General features: G+C 50.0%; 15 protein-coding genes. 14 read left to right on the plus strand and 1 reads right to left on the minus strand.

All coding sequences use genetic code 11. The annotated features are described in order from the left end of the window. The first annotated feature begins 89 nt into the window (after positions 1-89). The 5 genes from ispE to ACIFO6_RS07970 all read left to right on the plus strand — a co-directional run bounded on the left by ispE (position 90) and on the right by ACIFO6_RS07970 (position 5175). The gene (gene ispE, locus ACIFO6_RS07950; RefSeq protein WP_430039789.1) at positions 90-944 is read left to right on the plus strand and encodes a 4-(cytidine 5'-diphospho)-2-C-methyl-D-erythritol kinase; all 855 of its coding nucleotides are present in this window, start codon (positions 90-92) and stop codon (positions 942-944) included. Positions 945-1129: 185 nt separating this feature from the next. After that, the gene (gene purR, locus ACIFO6_RS07955; RefSeq protein ID WP_430039791.1) at positions 1130-1969 is read left to right on the plus strand and encodes a pur operon repressor; all 840 of its coding nucleotides are present in this window, start codon (positions 1130-1132) and stop codon (positions 1967-1969) included. A gap of 162 nt (positions 1970-2131) precedes the next feature. Beyond that, entirely contained in the window at positions 2132-2419 is a 288-nt protein-coding gene (gene spoVG, locus ACIFO6_RS07960; protein WP_007428016.1) for a septation regulator SpoVG, read from the plus strand. Positions 2420-2764: 345 nt separating this feature from the next. After that, complete coding sequence (glmU, locus tag ACIFO6_RS07965; protein WP_430039793.1) at positions 2765-4162, plus strand: bifunctional UDP-N-acetylglucosamine diphosphorylase/glucosamine-1-phosphate N-acetyltransferase GlmU; 1398 nt, start codon at positions 2765-2767, stop codon at positions 4160-4162. Between the two features lie 59 nt (positions 4163-4221). Next, positions 4222-5175: a ribose-phosphate diphosphokinase gene (locus ACIFO6_RS07970; RefSeq protein WP_025682473.1), complete on the plus strand. Its 954-nt coding sequence runs from the start codon at positions 4222-4224 to the stop codon at positions 5173-5175. A gap of 68 nt (positions 5176-5243) precedes the next feature. Here the strand turns inward: ACIFO6_RS07970 and ACIFO6_RS07975 are convergent, their stop codons facing one another. Further along, entirely contained in the window at positions 5244-5444 is a 201-nt protein-coding gene (locus ACIFO6_RS07975; protein ID WP_025682474.1) for a hypothetical protein, read from the minus strand. Positions 5445-5519: 75 nt separating this feature from the next. On the opposite strand from ACIFO6_RS07975, the gene pth reads away from it, so the two are divergent. The 9 genes from pth to ACIFO6_RS08020 all read left to right on the plus strand — a co-directional run bounded on the left by pth (position 5520) and on the right by ACIFO6_RS08020 (position 16331). Continuing rightward, complete coding sequence (pth, locus tag ACIFO6_RS07980) at positions 5520-6080, plus strand: aminoacyl-tRNA hydrolase (RefSeq protein ID WP_430039795.1); 561 nt, start codon at positions 5520-5522, stop codon at positions 6078-6080. 87 nt (positions 6081-6167) lie between these two features. Beyond that, positions 6168-6398 (plus strand): anti-sigma-F factor Fin family protein, encoded by a 231-nt coding sequence (locus tag ACIFO6_RS07985; RefSeq protein ID WP_137061098.1) that lies wholly within the window; start codon positions 6168-6170, stop codon positions 6396-6398. A gap of 131 nt (positions 6399-6529) precedes the next feature. Then, positions 6530-10057, plus strand: coding sequence for a transcription-repair coupling factor (gene mfd / locus ACIFO6_RS07990; protein ID WP_430039797.1), 3528 nt, complete (start codon positions 6530-6532; stop codon positions 10055-10057). Further along, the gene (locus ACIFO6_RS07995) at positions 10041-11159 is read left to right on the plus strand and encodes a foldase protein PrsA (RefSeq protein WP_430039799.1); all 1119 of its coding nucleotides are present in this window, start codon (positions 10041-10043) and stop codon (positions 11157-11159) included. Before mfd ends, ACIFO6_RS07995 begins: the two co-directional genes overlap by 17 nt. Positions 11160-11326: 167 nt before the next feature. Continuing rightward, the gene (gene spoVT / locus ACIFO6_RS08000) at positions 11327-11869 is read left to right on the plus strand and encodes a stage V sporulation protein T (RefSeq protein WP_134911735.1); all 543 of its coding nucleotides are present in this window, start codon (positions 11327-11329) and stop codon (positions 11867-11869) included. Between the two features lie 142 nt (positions 11870-12011). Next, the gene (locus ACIFO6_RS08005; RefSeq protein WP_430039801.1) at positions 12012-13817 is read left to right on the plus strand and encodes a putative polysaccharide biosynthesis protein; all 1806 of its coding nucleotides are present in this window, start codon (positions 12012-12014) and stop codon (positions 13815-13817) included. A gap of 163 nt (positions 13818-13980) precedes the next feature. Then, positions 13981-15480 carry a nucleoside triphosphate pyrophosphohydrolase gene (mazG, locus tag ACIFO6_RS08010; protein ID WP_430039803.1) on the plus strand — a complete coding sequence of 500 codons (1500 nt, stop codon included), beginning with the start codon at positions 13981-13983 and terminating at the stop codon, positions 15478-15480. A 300-nt stretch (positions 15481-15780) separates the two neighbouring features. Next, positions 15781-16053, plus strand: coding sequence for an HU family DNA-binding protein (locus ACIFO6_RS08015; protein WP_007428028.1), 273 nt, complete (start codon positions 15781-15783; stop codon positions 16051-16053). Next, a complete protein-coding gene (locus tag ACIFO6_RS08020) occupies positions 16053-16331 on the plus strand; it encodes an RNA-binding S4 domain-containing protein (RefSeq protein WP_430039805.1) in 279 nt (92 codons plus the stop codon). Before ACIFO6_RS08015 ends, ACIFO6_RS08020 begins: the two co-directional genes overlap by 1 nt. Positions 16332-16476 lie beyond the last annotated feature (145 nt).

Here is a 16476-nt window from a genome sequence, read left to right on the forward strand (position 1 = left end):
CGCTTTTTTGAACCTCATGACTTGACACGCTGAGTCTGATATAATATGTTAAGCTGTCTTGAGGGAAAAGTTGAAGGTGGGTGAACGCCTTGAAAATATACGAAAAAGCACCGGCAAAAATCAATTTAATGCTTGATGTATTACGCAAACGGGATGACGGATATCACGAGGTTGAAATGATTATGACCATGGTCGATTTGTCTGATCGTTTGACCATGTCCGAGTTACCGCGTGATACCATTATCATTTCAAGCCAAGCCGGGTACATACCGCTAGATGAGAAAAATCTGGCTTTTCAGGCCGCGCGTCTGATTAAGGAACGTTATGATGTCTCTACGGGCGTGCATATCCATTTGGACAAGCATATCCCGGTAGCCGCAGGGTTAGCAGGCGGAAGCAGTGATGCCGCGGCAGCGCTGCGTGGGCTAAACAAGCTGTGGAAGCTTGGCATTTCGGATGCTGAATTAAGAGTACTGGGCGCTGAGCTTGGTTCTGATGTGCCCTTCTGTATTACAGGCGGTACGGCTTTAGCGAGTGGACGCGGGGAATTACTTAGGCCACTTCCGAATCCACCCCAATGCTGGGTCATTCTCGCGAAGCCGCCGATTAATGTATCGACGGCTGAAGTGTACGGACGCGTTAAAGCGGATCAGATCACGCATCACCCGTCTGCCCGGCAGATGGAGCAAGCGATCCGCAACGCTTCTTTTACCGATGTATGTAATGCGCTCGGGAATGTACTGGAGGATGTCACACTCAAGCTGTACCCGGAGGTGGAGCATCTTAAAAACTCTATGATTCGATTAGGAGCGGATGGGGTGCTAATGTCAGGCAGTGGTCCTACAGTGTTCGGGCTGGTGTCGAAGGAAGCCAAAGTACCGCGCATTTATAACGGACTCAGAGGATTCTGCAAGGATGTGTACGCAGTACGACTTCTGACCTGATTATGGTTTTTTATTTCTAATTTTAGTGGTATTTGTTGTACAAATACGTACGAAGATGATATATTTACTATTAAATATTCGGATTTTACTATATCACTTACATTCCGCCAGCAGCCGGCCAGTCCGCCGGTGCTTTTACTGTACGAAGCGGGCGGCAGGAGAAGAATAGATCGCGAGGAATTGTTGTGAAAAAACTTAAAAGAAGCTCACGATTGGTGGAAATGACACAATTTTTGCTGTCACGGCCGCATACGCTGGTGCCTCTTACGCATTTTGCGGATCGTTATGGGGCGGCAAAATCGTCCATAAGCGAAGACCTGGCCATTATCAAGGAAGTATTTGAGGATGAAGGCATTGGTGAGCTTCTGACGTTGGCGGGAGCGGCAGGAGGCGTCAAGCTGATCCCAAGACTGTCCAAGCAGCATGCGCTTACATTTGCGAATGACCTGTGTGCACAGCTGGAGCAGCCGGATCGTATCTTACCCGGAGGATATCTGTATCTGTCGGATTTGCTGGGTCAACCGGCGATGATGAATGAGGCTGGTAAAATATTTGCTACTGCATTTGCCAACAGACAGATTGATGTAGTCATGACGGTGGAAACGAAAGGGATTCCGCTTGCCTATGCAACCGGGGCACAACTGAACTTGCCCGTTGTCCTCGTACGGCGTGATCATCAGGTAACGGAGGGCTCGGCAGTGAGTATTAATTACGTCTCAGGGTCACAAAAGAGCCTGCATACGATGTCATTGTCCAGACGGGCGATGCGCGAGAAATCGCGTGTACTCATCGTGGATGATTTTATGAAGGCAGGTGGCACGATTCAGGGGATGGTCGACTTGCTGGCTGAGTTTAATGCTGAGGTAGCCGGAGTAGGTGTGCTGGTAGAATCGGGCGAGGTGGAGAATGGAGAACGCTTGCTGCACGATTATATTTCACTGGCGAATCTAACCGCGGTCGATTCTCGAAGCAAGCAAATTACAGTCAAGCTGGGGAATTATTTTGATGAATCTACAGGTCAGTAAATGTCACATTTCATCAAAAAATACCTAAATATGTCGAAAAGAAATCTTTTCAAAAAAATTACCTGAATTTAGGATACGTTTTGTCCAAAAAAAGAAGGAATTCGAAATGCTGTGTGGAATGTATACACCAAGTCCTATTTGGAAAAAGGTGGTGAAACACACATGCAGATTACGGATGTTAGACTCCGCCGAGTGAACTCAGAAGGAAGAATGAAGGCGATTGCATCCATTACAATTGATAACGAGTTTGTTGTTCATGACATTCGTGTTATCGATGGTAATAACGGGATGTTCGTGGCTATGCCTAGCAAACGGACCCCGGACGGAGAGTTTCGCGATATCGCTCATCCGATATCTTCAGGAACCCGGGAGAAAATTCAGGCTGCTGTACTAACTGAGTACGAACGCGCCGCGGTGGATGAAGAAGTAGCTATTGAAGAAGGCGCTTAATTCGTCTAAAGCAAGATTGGGGTACAAAAGAAAAGAGGGCCACAAACTGTGGCTCTCTTTTCTTTTTGTCTGGAATGAGATATATTCTTTAATGAGTTAACAGTCAGTTTTAAGGCAACTTGGAGCCATCCGGGCTGCCGAAGCGACTTTTTCATAAGACAGGGATCAAGCAGCGATGCATCCCGGGGATGAATGTCCAGCACAAGCTGGCCTGAAAAAATAGCCATTAACTAAAGGTTCGCCGTTATTTTTCAGGAGGATTGTGAAAAGTTAAGCAAAAATCTGATCTGGAAATTAACGTTTTAGCCAAAGGGAAATTGTTATTTTCAGGATAGGAGGTTGGACTTGTTGGAAAGGTTGGCAGTCATTCTTGCCGCAGGGCAGGGAAAACGTATGAGATCCAAATTATATAAAGTTCTGCATCCGGTATGCGGGAAACCGATGGTCGGTCATGTACTCGACACGGTTCGTGACATCGGAGTGTCCCGCAGTGTGGTGATTGTGGGTCACGGTGCGGAAGCGGTACAGTCTTATTTGGGACTGTCGGCAGAATATGCGCTTCAGGCAGAGCAGTTGGGAACGGGGCATGCTGTCAAGCAGGCCAAAGACTTGCTCGGTCAGGAGAAAGGTACGACCATCGTTATCTGTGGAGACACCCCCCTGATTACAGCGGAAACACTGGAGGGCTTGGTGCAGCTACATGAGAGCCGGGGAGCGGCCGCAACAATTCTGACCGCTGAGCTGGACGACCCTAAGGGATACGGCCGGGTCATCCGTGATGCTGCAAGAGCAGTGCTCAAGATCGTGGAGCAGAAGGATTGCTCACCTGGGGAAGACGCTGTTCGGGAAATTAACACGGGAACGTACTGCTTTGATAATGCCAAGCTGTTCGCAGCGTTGGACAAAGTAACCAACACCAATGTACAGCAGGAATACTACCTGACGGATGTCATTGGTATTTTGCATGGCGAAGGCGAGAAGGTTGAGGCATATTTAACAAATGATGTGTCGGAATCTATCGGTGTGAACGACAGGGTCGCTTTATCAGTGGCTGAGGGATACATGCGAGAACGCATTGTGCGCAAGCATATGCTGAACGGTGTGACCATCATTGATCCGTCCTCTACCTACATCGAGAGCGAGGTTGCCATTGGTTCCGATACCGTGCTGTATCCGAACACATGGCTGCGAGGTCAAACACAAATCGGTGAAGATTGTATGATTGGTCCGCAGACTGAGATTCAGGATACCCTGATTCATTCGGGCGCAACGGTGAAACATTCGGTGTTGAACGAAGCTGAAGTGGGTAGCAGTACATCTGTGGGTCCGTTTGCCTATCTGCGTCCGGGTGCGAAGCTGGGCGAGCATGTGAAGATTGGTGATTTTGTTGAGGTAAAAAATGCGACCATTGGTGATCATTCCAAGGTGTCCCATTTGAGCTATGTTGGTGATGCCAAGGTAGGTACAAACGTTAATATCGGTTGTGGGGCAATAACGGTTAATTATGATGGGTATAATAAATCTATTACAGAAATTGAAGATGATGCCTTTATTGGCAGTAATGTGAATCTGATTGCCCCAATTAAGATCGGAAAAGGCGCTTATGTCGTAGCGGGCTCCACCGTAACACATGCTGTCCCTGATAACGATCTGGCCATTGCCAGACCGCGTCAAGAGAACAAAGCCGGATATGCGGATAAAATCCGCGCGCGTGCCAAAGCGAAGAAGAAAAGATCGGAATAACCTTAATCAGCAAGTAGTTGGATCTGTAATGAATGAATCAGCACGGAGGGTTTCTATAAATGACTTATTGCGATTCCAAACTCAAAATATTTACTTGTAACTCCAATCCGAAGTTGGCCCACCAAATTGCGGACTACATCGGAATTCCAATGGGGGAATCCCATACCACATCGTTTAGTGACGGTGAAATTCAAATCAAACTGTCTGAAAGCGTGCGCGGTTGCCACGTATACATTGTGCAGTCGACTTGTCTGCCAGTTAACGACAACTTGATGGAGTTACTGGTTATGGTTGATGCACTCAAGCGGGCTTCTGCCAAAAGCATTAATGTCGTTATGCCATATTACGGCTATGCCCGTCAGGATCGGAAAGCACGTTCACGTGATCCGATCACGGCGAAGCTTGTCGCTAACCTGATTGAAAAAGCGGGTGCTCACCGTGTAATCAGTATGGATTTGCATGCGATGCAAATTCAGGGATTCTTTGATATTCCGGTGGATCACATGTTCGGCGCACCAATTCTGGCCCAGTATTTCCGTTCGAAGCAGATTGAAAACCCGGTTGTCGTTTCCCCTGACCACGGCGGTGTTGTGCGTGCGCGGAAGTTAGCGGATTTCCTGAATGCCCCGCTGGCTATTATCGACAAACGTCGTCCTGAGCCAAACGTAAGTGAAGTAATGAACATTATCGGAAATATTGAGGGTAAAACCGCTATTCTGATTGATGACATTATTGATACAGCGGGAACCATTGTGCTGGGTGCGAATGCGCTCAAGGAAGGCGGCGTAACGGATGTGTATGCGTGCTGTACGCATGCCGTGCTCTCCGGGCCCGCTATGGAAAGACTGGAGAATTCACCGTTAAAAGAGGTGGTCGTGACGGATACCATTCCGATCGTTCACCCCAATCCGACAAGCAAGCTGAAGGTATTATCTGTGGCTCCATTAATGGGAGAAGCCATTATCCGTGTGCATGAGGAATTGTCAATCAGCAAACTGTTTGAAATCGAATAAGCGCTGGCTCATTAAAAAAGGGGTTGCCTTTTCCAACTGGAAAAGGTAACCCCTATCAGCATGTCAGGCTAAAAGCCCGGTCTGGATATAAAGGTGAAGCGCTGACGATTGTATAGCGTGTCCTCCATTTCGACAAAATGCTCGTTAAAACGCGCAATGATGCCAATTTGGATATGTACATTCCCGTCATAGACTTGGACAGGAACCGAATGTTTTAAATGATATAGAAAATGGCTGTCATATAAGAGGATATCACCCTGATTGAGCATACCAGCACGCACCTTCCTGTTCAGTATAACTATTTTACCAAAAAATCAAGACTTCGAAAGAGGGTGTCACGGTTTATGAAGTGGATTGTAGGATTGGGCAACCCCGGTCCCCAGTACGAAAAAACGAGACATAATGTTGGATTTATGGCGCTGGATGCTCTGGCCGCCCGTCATAACATCCAGATTAACCAAAGCAAATGCAAGGCGTTGATTGGAGAAGGACATATTGGCGGCGTAAAAACGGTGCTGATCAAGCCGATGACCTATATGAATCTCTCGGGCGAGTCTCTGCGTGCTTATATGGACTATTACAAAGCGAATATAGATGATTTGGTCGTAATTTATGATGATCTGGATACAGAGGTCGGCAAAATAAGACTCCGGTATCAAGGCAGTGCAGGTGGTCATAACGGGATCAAGTCGATTATCCAGCATACGGGCACACAATCCTTTAATCGGGTTCGTATGGGCATTTCCCGTCCTGAGCCTGGCTATGCCATCGTGGACTATGTTCTGGGAACCTTTCCGAAGAAGGAGAAGGAGTTGCTGGCTGGAATGATAGAGGATACGTGTGATGCTTTGGAATACAGCTTGGGTCATCCTTTTGAACGGACCATGGCAGAATTCAATAAGTAAGGTCCAGAGCAGGCAGGATGGGCTTAAATGGAAGTTTATTGGACATACTGAAAGGTATAGAAAACTTTCAGGAGGCATATACATTACATGATTGTGAATTATGTATGCAGACATTGTCGAACTTTCTTGGGACGGATTGATTCCGATGCAATAACCGAAGAAAGGCTGGGCTTCCATTCCTTGACCCCTGCCGAGCGTAGAGATATAATAGCGTATAATTCGGGCGGTGAAGTGACCGTCAAAGTCATTTGCGAGCATTGCAACCAGGCGCTGGAAAATAATCCGGAGTTGAGTCTGCTCGTAAATCCGCTCCAATAACAGGTATTCAACTGGTCTGTACCAGCTTGAGAGGTGAAGCGGTAATCCCGCTTATGGAGCCTTGGCAGCATTGCTGAGGCTTCTTTTTCAGTTTACATGCAACTATTTATAAGCATAAAGGGGTGCCTTTTTTGTTACAAGCACTTATTCAGGCTTTTACCAAGGATGCTGATTATGCATCCATTGCAGCAGGTATATCATCAGGCATGAAGGAACAGCTCATATCTGGTTTGTCGGGCTCTTCCCGACAGGTACTGATGGCCGCGCTTGCCGAAGATACCGGACGACCGATCCTGGTCATGACGCACAACATGTTTGCTGCTCAAAAAATAGCAGATGATTTGCAGGAAGCGCTTCCTCCAGAACGGGTTTTGTTGTACCCCTCGAATGAGCTGGTAGCTGCTGAGGCCGCCATATCCAGCCCGGAGACGCTATCCCAACGAATTGAAGTATTGATACGATGCGCCCAGGGTTTTCGTGGGATTGTTGTCGTGCCGTTTTCTGGTGTCCGGCGTTTGCTGCCGCTTCCAGAGACATGGAGTGAAGCCCGAATCGAGCTGAGAGAAGGCGAAACGATCCAACTGGAGCCGTTTTTGCTGCATATGGTCGAGATGGGGTACCAGCGGGTGGAGCGTGTAGAATCACGTGGAGAGATGAGTGTCCGTGGCGGTATTATCGATTTTTATCCGATGACAACCCGTTGGGGCTACCGTGTGGAGCTGTTCGATGATGAAATTGACTCCATCCGTATGTTCGACCCGCAAGATCAGCGTTCGGTGGAAAAGGTGCAGGAAGTTACCGTAACGCCGTGCAAGGAAGTCATAGCGGATAACGCTCGTATGGATCAGGCGGCAGATGCCGCAGCGATTCTGTTGGAGGAGCAGCTCGGCAAAATGACAGACCGTCAGGCCAAGCTGCATCTGAAAGAAGAGATTCACCGCGAAATTGAGCTGCTGCGTGAGCATGTGTATTTTGACGAAATCTATAAATATATCTCGCTGTTGTATCCCGAACGCAAAACCTTGGCAGATTACATGCCGGAAGACACCATTCTGATCATTGACGAGCCTGCGCGGATGCTGGAAACAGCCAAGCAGCTTGAACGGGATGAGTCCGAGTGGAATCTGCATTTGCTTCAAAACGGTAAAACGTTACCGCAGCTAGAGCTGTCGGATAACGCGGACAATCTGCTGTATAACCGGAGATTCCAGACGTTGTTCCTGTCGATCTTTCTCCGTCAGGTTCCACATACACAGCCGCAAAATATTTTGAATTTCATCTGCCGGGGCATGCAGGATTTCCACGGTCAAATGAATGTGCTCAAGGCGGAAATGGATCGCTGGCGCAAGGCGGGTACACAGGTTATGATGCTGGCGAGTGGAGACGAGCGGCTGGATCGGATGCGCCGGGTGCTTCAGGATTACGGTATTGATGAGCCAACGATGGCTATCGGCAATTTACAAAGCGGTTTTGAGATGCCATCTATTCATTTGGTAGTGATTACTGAGGGCGAAATGTTCTCGCAAAAGCAACGCAAAGCACGCAAGCAGGGCCGCCATGTGGACAACGCAGAACGGATTAAGAGCTATAGCGAGCTGAAGGTGGGCGACCATGTCGTACACCAGAATCACGGGATCGGGAAGTACATGGGGATCGGTACGCTGGAGGTTGGCGGTATCCATAAGGATTACATGCACATTCTCTATGCGGGCGGCGATAAGCTGTCTGTACCGATTGAGCAGATTGACCTGATTCAGAAGTATGTCGGCTCAGAGGACAAGGAACCTAAGATTTACAAGCTGGGCGGAAATGAATGGACACGGGTGAAGAGCAAGGTTCGCAGCTCGGTTCAGGACATTGCTGATGATCTGATCAAGCTGTATGCAGAACGGCAGTCAGCGCCTGGTTTTGCTTTTGAAAAGGATTCACCGGAGCAGCAGGAATTCGAGGATATGTTCCCGTATGAAGAGACACGTGACCAGATTCGGGCGATTGAAGAGATCAAGAAGGACATGGAGCAGAGCCGTCCGATGGATCGTTTGCTGTGCGGTGATGTAGGCTACGGCAAAACAGAGGTCGCCATTCGTGCTGCGTTTAAGTCAGCCATTGAGGGCAAGCAGGTGGCCGTGTTAGTTCCAACGACGATTTTGGCACAGCAGCATTATGAGACGTTTCGCGAGCGCTTTTCCGGGTATCCATTCAATATTCAGGTGTTGAGCCGTTTTCGTTCGCGCAAGGAGCAGAATGAGACGATTAAAGGGGTTCGTCAGGGGACCGTCGATATTGTCATTGGCACCCATCGCCTGCTGTCGCAGGATCTGGTGTTTAAGGATCTGGGGATGCTCATTGTCGATGAGGAGCAGCGGTTTGGCGTGACGCACAAGGAAAAGCTGAAAAAGCTGAAAACGAATGTGGACGTGCTGACGTTAACGGCTACGCCTATTCCGCGTACACTGCACATGTCTATGCTCGGGGTTCGCGATTTGTCGGTCATTGAGACACCGCCGGAAAACCGTTTTCCGGTGCAGACCTATGTTGTCGAGCATAGTCAAACGTTGGTGCGTGAAGCGATTGAACGCGAGATGGCACGTGGAGGACAGGTGTACTATCTGTATAATCGCGTACAGGGCATTCAGGAAATGGCTGCCGAGATCAATGCGCTCGTGCCGGATGCCAAGGTGGGCGTGGGTCACGGTCAGATGTCCGAATCCGAGCTGGAGAAGACGATTTTAGACTTCCTGGACGGTGAATATGATGTACTGGTCAGCACCAGCATTATTGAGACCGGGGTGGACATTCCGAATGTGAATACACTTATTGTGCATGATGCCGATAAAATGGGGCTGTCCCAGCTTTATCAGCTGCGTGGGCGTGTAGGCCGTTCCAACCGGATTGCCTATGCTTATTTTACGTACCAGCGGGATAAGGTGCTGACGGAAGTGGCAGAGAAGCGCCTTCAGTCGATCAAGGAGTTTACGGAGCTGGGCTCCGGGTTCAAGATCGCGATGCGTGATTTGTCTATTCGCGGAGCGGGGAATTTGCTCGGTGCAGAGCAGCACGGATTCATTGCATCCGTCGGTTTTGACCTTTACTCGCAAATGCTGGCTGAGGAAATCAATAAGCGCAAGGTTAGCGTACTTGGAGAAGAGGATCTGTCGAATCGAAATTGGAGTACGTCCATTGATTTGGGCGTGGATGCTTACCTGCCGGGAGATTATATTTACGACAGTATTCAGAAGATTGAGATTTATAAAAAGGTTGCGGCAGTCAGCACGTTTGACGAGGCTATGGAGCTGGAGGATGAACTGGTCGACCGCTTTGGTGATTTGCCGGAGGCTGTGCGTCATTTGCTGGCTGTGGCCCGTCTCAAGGTATACGGACGCATGTATGGCATTGAGTCCATTGTCCAGCGGGATGACAACATCGTGTTGAAATTCCACGAAGGGCGCCAGCAGGCGGTACAGACCGCCAAGCTTGCAGAGATTGGCAATCGCTTTGAAAGACGTGTACAATTTGAACAGGGCACTCCTATGAGCGCACGTATCAAGGGCAAAGGTCTGGATGATCCACAGATACTAGAGCTGCTGGAGCAATTTTTGAGTGCACTAAAAGATGCATTCACATTGAAGGAGGAACTGCAAAATGTCACTACCAAATAAAAGAAAACCTTGGAGAATGCTATCGGTGGCCATTGCCGCGGTGCTGGCTATATCGGTGCTGGCAGCATGTACGAAGCAAGTCGAGGAGAGTAAGGTCAAGGACCAACCGAAGGACAGCAGTAAGGTTGTCGTGACCTACACTGGCGGAACCATTACAGAAAATGAGTTTAACCAGGAAATCAGTATGATGAAATTCCTGTATCCGGAATATGGAGCGATGCTTGCTTCGGATCAGGTGCGGGAGCAAATTGCCAAGCAAGAAGTGGTGTACAAGCTGCTGGCTGAAAAAGCAGACGATAAGTCCAAGGAACAGGGCGCCAAAGAAGGAACCGAACAACTGGAGCAGTATAAGAAGTCGGTCGGAGATGCTAAATTCAAGACATTTTTAAGTGATCAAAAACTGACTGAGCAGGGTGTGAAGGATTACTTTACCCGTGTGATGACGGTGATCAACAGTGAGACGAACAAAGTGACGGACGATCAGCTGAAACAGGAATTTGAGAAAAACAAAGATCAATTCACGACAGCAACCGTGCGTCATGTACTGATTAATTTCCAGGATCCAAAAACCAAAAAAGAACGCAAGAAAGAAGATGCTCTCAAGCTGGCCAAAGAAGTGAAGGCGAAGTTGGATGGCGGAGCTGATTTTGCGACGATTGCCAAGAAATACTCAGAAGATCCGGGTTCGGCTTCCAATGGCGGTTTGTATGAGAATGCATCCGTAGCTCAATGGGTGCCTGCATTCAAGGAAGCAGCCGAGAAGCAGCCGATTAATAAAATCGGAGATCCGGTGGAAACAGAATACGGATATCACATCATCAAGGTGGAATCCCGCAATGAACCTACGTTTGATAAATTGAAGGACAACGAGAAGGCTGCTTTGAAAAACAAGCTGGCTGGTGAAAGTATTCAAAACTTTACCGAAAAAGATTTGGCCAAACTTAATTTGAAATTCACCCTGCCGAAGGCACCTGCTACGCAAGAGAAAAGCGGCACCACACCGGGCGCTGGCAGCACAGCTACGCCTGAAGGCACTACAGGTGGAACAACTGATACCAAAGCAGGAACAGCCAAGGACGGAGCTACAACCGAAGGTAAATAACTGAACATGCATAAGGAATTGGGAACAGATGAATACTATGGTCAGATATCACCATAAACACCATGACCGTGACGTTCTTCGTGACCGCTTCCGGGGGAGCGGAAGCGTCTTTCGATACCGTCAGTAGTTTACTAAATTCTTCTTGAGAAAGTGGGGCAACATGTGAAATGAAAGCTACTGGTATAGTTCGCCGTATTGATGATCTGGGGCGGGTAGTTATTCCTAAGGAAATTCGCCGCACCTTGAGGATTCGTGAAGGAGATCCGCTTGAAATTTTTGTGGATCGTGACGGAGAAGTCATTTTGAAAAAGTATTCGCCTATCGGTGAACTTGGTGATTTCGCCAAAGAATACGCTGAGTCCCTGTTTGAAAGCACAGGCCATATTACGATGATTACCGACCGGGACACCATTATTACGGTGGCCGGAGGCTCCAAAAAAGAGTTTCTGGACAAGCCGGTCGGCAGTATTATCGAAGGTAGTATGGATAATCGCAAAACGGTACTGGAAACAGCCAGCGGCTCCTATGAGCTGACAAGAGACCACGAAGAAACACTTTCGTCCTTTGTGGCGGCTCCCATTGTTTCGGGTGGTGATCCTATTGGTTCCGTTGTGTTGCTGAACAAGGATGAAAACGTGAAGATGGCCGAAATGGAGATCAAAATGGCTGAAACAGCCGCTGGTTTCCTCGGTAAACAAATGGAACAGTAATCCCCCGGTCCGACCCTGTAAGACGTACTGAATGGCGAAAGCCGTCTGTCGTCTTGCAGGGCTTTTTTTCTTTCCAGAGAAAGAGGCGGTATAATAGGACTCGTGAAGGATGCATATTTCAGGTAGGAGTGGGGAACGGACGATGCAGGAAAATCGCGCTGCTTCGCGGCTACTACGGGGTGCTGTCATTTTGACACTGGCGGCGGTAGCGAGCAAGCTGATCGGCACATTGCAAAAAATCCCGCTGCAAAATATCGGCGGTGACGGCGTTTTCGGTATTTATAATACGGTTTATCCTTTTTATACGCTGTTGATTACTATTGCCGCTGCTGGATTTCCGGCAGCGATATCCAAATTTGTAGCAGAATATGAGGCGGTGGGAAACCGGGCCGCAGGGCAACGTGTAGCCCGATTGTCCTACCTTGTATTGGGCATGTTTGGTGTGATTCTGGGCGTGCTGATGTATACGTGCGCACCGCTGATCGGTCAGTGGATCGACAATGCTCATGTTATTCCCTCGGTGAGGGCGGCGGCCTTTGCCTTTTTGTTCGTGCCGGTTATGGCAGGGCTAAGGGGATATTTTCAGGGCTTGCAAAATATGATCCCGACCGCTGTCTCCCAAGTGACGGAGCAGGCGGTACGGGTGGGTGTGATGATCATGCTGTTGCTGGTTATGCTGTCGCAAGGAGCCGGACCCGATATGATTGCTGCCGGGGCTGTTTTTGGTTCTGCGGCTGGCGGGGCAGCGGGTCTGGTCGTCATGCTGCTATTCTGGCGCAACCACAGGAAGAAGCTCACAAGGCAAGGGAGGCTGTCTGAGCAGGCTTTGCAGGTCGCGGGGAAGACAGAACAGAAGGGCATACAGGAGACTGCGTCTGGACGTTCTGACGTCATAGAGAGAACGACGGACGATTGGGTGAGTGGTAGTCGTGCTGTCGTATCAGGTGTGCTCAAGAGTGCAGCCGGGACAGCGCAGGAGCGGGCTGGAGAAGCCCACCGGACGGAGAGCTACGGTGTTTTGCTAAAGGCATTGCTTCGTTATGCCCTGCCTGTTTGCCTGGGAGCGCTGGCGGTTCCGCTGATTAGCCTGGTGGACACGTTTACGGTGCCTCGTTTGTTAAAGCAGGAGGGCTTGGATGATACAGGAGTTATGGTGGCCTTCGGTGTCTATAACCGGGGTCTGCCGCTTGTACAGCTGGTGATGATGTTTGCCACTACGCTGTCGGCATTATTCATTCCGTCGCTGGCGGAAGCCCGGGTAACGGGCGGCACGGAGCTGGCCCGCCGCCAATGTGAGCAATCGCTGCGCTGGTTCTGGCTACTGGGACTAGCCGCCGCTACAGGCTTAATTGTGCTGGCGGTGCCCGTCAATGTGATGCTGTACGCGGACGACACCGGCAGCGGAGTCATGCGCTGGATGGCGCTGACCGCCGTAGGCGGCACGCTCAGCATCATCTCGGCGGCGCTGCTGCAAGGGCTGGGCGCAGTTCGCGCTCCAGCCTTGGCGATGCTCGCCGCAGCAGCAGCCAAAGCGCTGCTGAACTGGCTGCTCGTGCCGCAGCTGGGCACGGCTGGAGCCGCCATCGCGGGAGCCGCCGCCTATCTGCTGGCAGCGGCGATCAACATCGCGCTGCTTGCCCGCCTGGCGGGGCTGCGCTGGAGCTGGTCCGCCAGCGTGTTCAAGCCTGCGGCACTGCTTGTCGCCTTGGCCTGCGCAGCTGCGGCGGCGATGTGGGGCACCAGCGCCGCGCTGGGTGCCTTGGGTTGGGCCGCCGGAGGCCGTGCCACGGCGGCGGCGGAAAGCCTGCTGGGCGTAGCCGCAGGCGCCGTGGTGTTTGTGATCGGCCTCGCACGCTTGAGGCTGATCACAGAGGCGGAGCTTGTGGCGGTGCCCAAGCTCGGACGCCCGCTGGCAGCCCTGCTGCGCAGACTGCGCGTGCTGGCGTAGCCTTGTGGTTATGCCGCTTGCAGTTGCGCGGCGGAGGTAGCGATTTTATGAGCCTGTATATACTTTGTGGTATAGTAGTGCCAAAGCAAAGGAAGCGGAAGCAGGCAACGCGCCGTACATTGACGGAGTGTGTGCCACGTTTCAGCGGAACGGAGGATTGAACATGAGTGCAATACTAACAGTCGTAGGACTAGGCTCGGGAGACCCGGATCAGCTTACGATAGGGATATTGAACAAAATGCGGGGCGCTTCTGCGCTGTATCTGCGGACGAAGGAGCACCCGGTAGTTAAGGTACTGGATGAGTTTGGAGTGGCCTACGAGTCGTTTGACACCGTGTATGAGACCAAGGAATCTTTTCCAGAGGTATACGAGGAAATTACCAGTCAGTTGATAGCAGCGGCCGTTAAAGCTGTGGATGGAAGCGAAATCGTCTATGCGGTTCCAGGGCACCCGATGGTAGCGGAAGCGGCGGTGCAATTGCTCAAAGAGCGTTGTCCTGTGCAGGATATTCAACTGGAGATCCTTGGCGGTGAAAGTTTTCTGGATGAAGCTTTTGTGCGTCTTGGTTTTGACCCGATTGAAGGTTTCCAGTTGTTGGACGCAGGTACGCTGGATGCGAGCTGGCTTCAACCTCAGTTGCACACGTTGATCGGACAGGTATATGATACGTTTACGGCTTCAGATGTGAAGCTGTGTTTAATGGAGCGCTATCCTGATGATTATGAGGTTTATATAGGTCATGCGCTTGGCGTGGAGGGCGAGGAAGCGGTGCATAAAGTGCCACTGTACGAGCTGGATCGGGTGGTGGGCTACGGAAACCTGTCTCTGGTGTACATACCGCGTAGTGAGGATGATGCGCTAAAACGGCGTTCTTTTGACCGTCTGCATGAGATTGTTGATATTTTACGCAGTCCGGAAGGCTGTCCATGGGACCGGGAACAGACGCATCAGTCGATTCGCAAAAATCTGATCGAGGAAACCTATGAAGTCATCGAAACGATAGATGAGGACGATCCTGATCACATGAAGGAAGAGCTGGGCGACCTGCTGCTGCAAATTTTGCTGCATGCCCAGATGGAAGAAGAAGTCGGAACCTTCAATGTGTATGATGTGATTCAAGGGCTGAATGACAAGCTGATATTCCGCCATCCGCACGTGTTTGGAGACAATCAGGCGAAGGATGCGGAAGAGGCGCTGCAAAATTGGGAGCAAATGAAAGCCGAGGAAAAACGGATGAAAGGCATAGCTTCAGCACAGTCTTCTGTACTGGATGGTGTCCCGCGTGATTTGCCTGCGCTTATGAAGTCGTACAAGCTCCAGAAAAAGGCGGCGAAAGTAGGCTTTAACTGGGATGGCATTGAAGGCGTATTCGACAAATTGGACGAAGAAGTGGCTGAGCTGAAGGAAGCGGTCCGCGAAGGACATTCCGTGCAGGCGCAGTTGCTGGAGTTGGGCGACGTGCTCTTCGTTGCTGTGAACGCGGCCCGTTTTATGGGAGTTGATCCGGAAGAGGCACTGTCCGCCACCAACCGCAAATTTATCGACCGATTCCAGTACATTGAGAAAAGATTACGCGAGCAGGGACGACGTCCCGAGGATAGTAGCGTGGATGAGATGGAGACGTACTGGCAGGAAGCGAAAAAAACTCTTGGTAGATCTTAGGCCGTAAAGGCGGCAAATGCCTGTGTGGAGCTTGTCCGTTTGAGGAGACTTGCCAATGGGGAGGCTTTTGTAGTAGGATGTTGGCTTAACTGGGGTCGAATTAAAAAACGACTGCCATTGCAGGATTTTTAAGGCCTAGCCAGAATAACTTGTAGTAATTCTGAAATAACTGTAGCCTACGGGCAACTGTGTTCTAGTTGTATTCAGAGCGGCTTCGGCCACAGCTTGACCTCACTTCTGCCCCATTTATGGACATGCAGCGTGATGATTATTTTTTGACATTTGGGAGGCTTTTAACTTATGAACAAGACAGATCTAATCAACAATATTTCCAGCAAAAGCGGTTTGAGCAAACGTGACGTTGAAGCTGTATTGAATGGCGTACTTGGTGAAATTACAGATGCACTCGCCAGCGGCGATAAAGTGCAACTGATCGGCTTTGGTACTTTTGAAACGCGCAAGCGTTCCAGCCGTACAGGCCGCAATCCACAAACCGGCAACACGATTGAAATTCCAGAATCGACCGTTCCTGCTTTTAAAGCCGGTAATAAGCTTAAAGAAGCCGTTAACTAATGCGTCTTGATAAATTCTTGAAAGTCTCGCGGCTGATTAAGCGGCGTACGGTAGCCAAGGATGTCTCCGAACAAGGGAGAGTCATGGTGAACGGACGCGAAGCCAAGCCGAGCAGTGCGGTCAAAGTGGGGGATGAAATCACCGTCCAGTTTGGCCAGAAGCTGGTGACTGTGCGAGTGGAACGGCTCGCCGACACTACACGCAAGGACGAGGCTGCAAGTATGTACACTTTGGTGAAGGAAGAGCCCATTGCCAGAGACAATGGTTTGAACTGGTAACTGGAATCTAACTTTCTAATATGCTGTACATTAAAGCATCCCTTCATATTCTCATGAGGGGGTGCTTTTTCTTATGCAGTTTCTTTTCATGTAGTTCTAAATCCTGTTGTCCCCTTCATAAGCTAAGAACAGAAGGAGGGGTACA

This window comes from Paenibacillus sp. NRS-1781 (genome assembly GCF_050467745.1).
GTDB lineage: Bacteria > Bacillota > Bacilli > Paenibacillales > Paenibacillaceae > Paenibacillus > Paenibacillus terrae_A.

What these genes read in the sequence shown, in the direction of transcription:
- ACIFO6_RS08005 (WP_430039801.1), top strand. Translation starts at nt 12,012, where the DNA reads ATGCAGGAAAATCGCGCTGCTTCGCGGCTACTACGGGGTGCTGTCATT.
- spoVT (WP_134911735.1), top strand. Translation starts at nt 11,327, where the DNA reads ATGAAAGCTACTGGTATAGTTCGCCGTATTGATGATCTGGGGCGGGTA.
- mazG (WP_430039803.1), top strand. Translation starts at nt 13,981, where the DNA reads ATGAGTGCAATACTAACAGTCGTAGGACTAGGCTCGGGAGACCCGGAT.
- pth (WP_430039795.1), top strand. Translation starts at nt 5,520, where the DNA reads ATGAAGTGGATTGTAGGATTGGGCAACCCCGGTCCCCAGTACGAAAAA.
- spoVG (WP_007428016.1), top strand. Translation starts at nt 2,132, where the DNA reads ATGCAGATTACGGATGTTAGACTCCGCCGAGTGAACTCAGAAGGAAGA.
- ACIFO6_RS07970 (WP_025682473.1), top strand. Translation starts at nt 4,222, where the DNA reads ATGACTTATTGCGATTCCAAACTCAAAATATTTACTTGTAACTCCAAT.
- ACIFO6_RS08020 (WP_430039805.1), top strand. Translation starts at nt 16,053, where the DNA reads ATGCGTCTTGATAAATTCTTGAAAGTCTCGCGGCTGATTAAGCGGCGT.
- ACIFO6_RS08015 (WP_007428028.1), top strand. Translation starts at nt 15,781, where the DNA reads ATGAACAAGACAGATCTAATCAACAATATTTCCAGCAAAAGCGGTTTG.
- ACIFO6_RS07975 (WP_025682474.1), bottom strand. Translation starts at nt 5,444, where the DNA reads ATGCTCAATCAGGGTGATATCCTCTTATATGACAGCCATTTTCTATAT.
- ACIFO6_RS07985 (WP_137061098.1), top strand. Translation starts at nt 6,168, where the DNA reads ATGATTGTGAATTATGTATGCAGACATTGTCGAACTTTCTTGGGACGG.
- ACIFO6_RS07995 (WP_430039799.1), top strand. Translation starts at nt 10,041, where the DNA reads ATGTCACTACCAAATAAAAGAAAACCTTGGAGAATGCTATCGGTGGCC.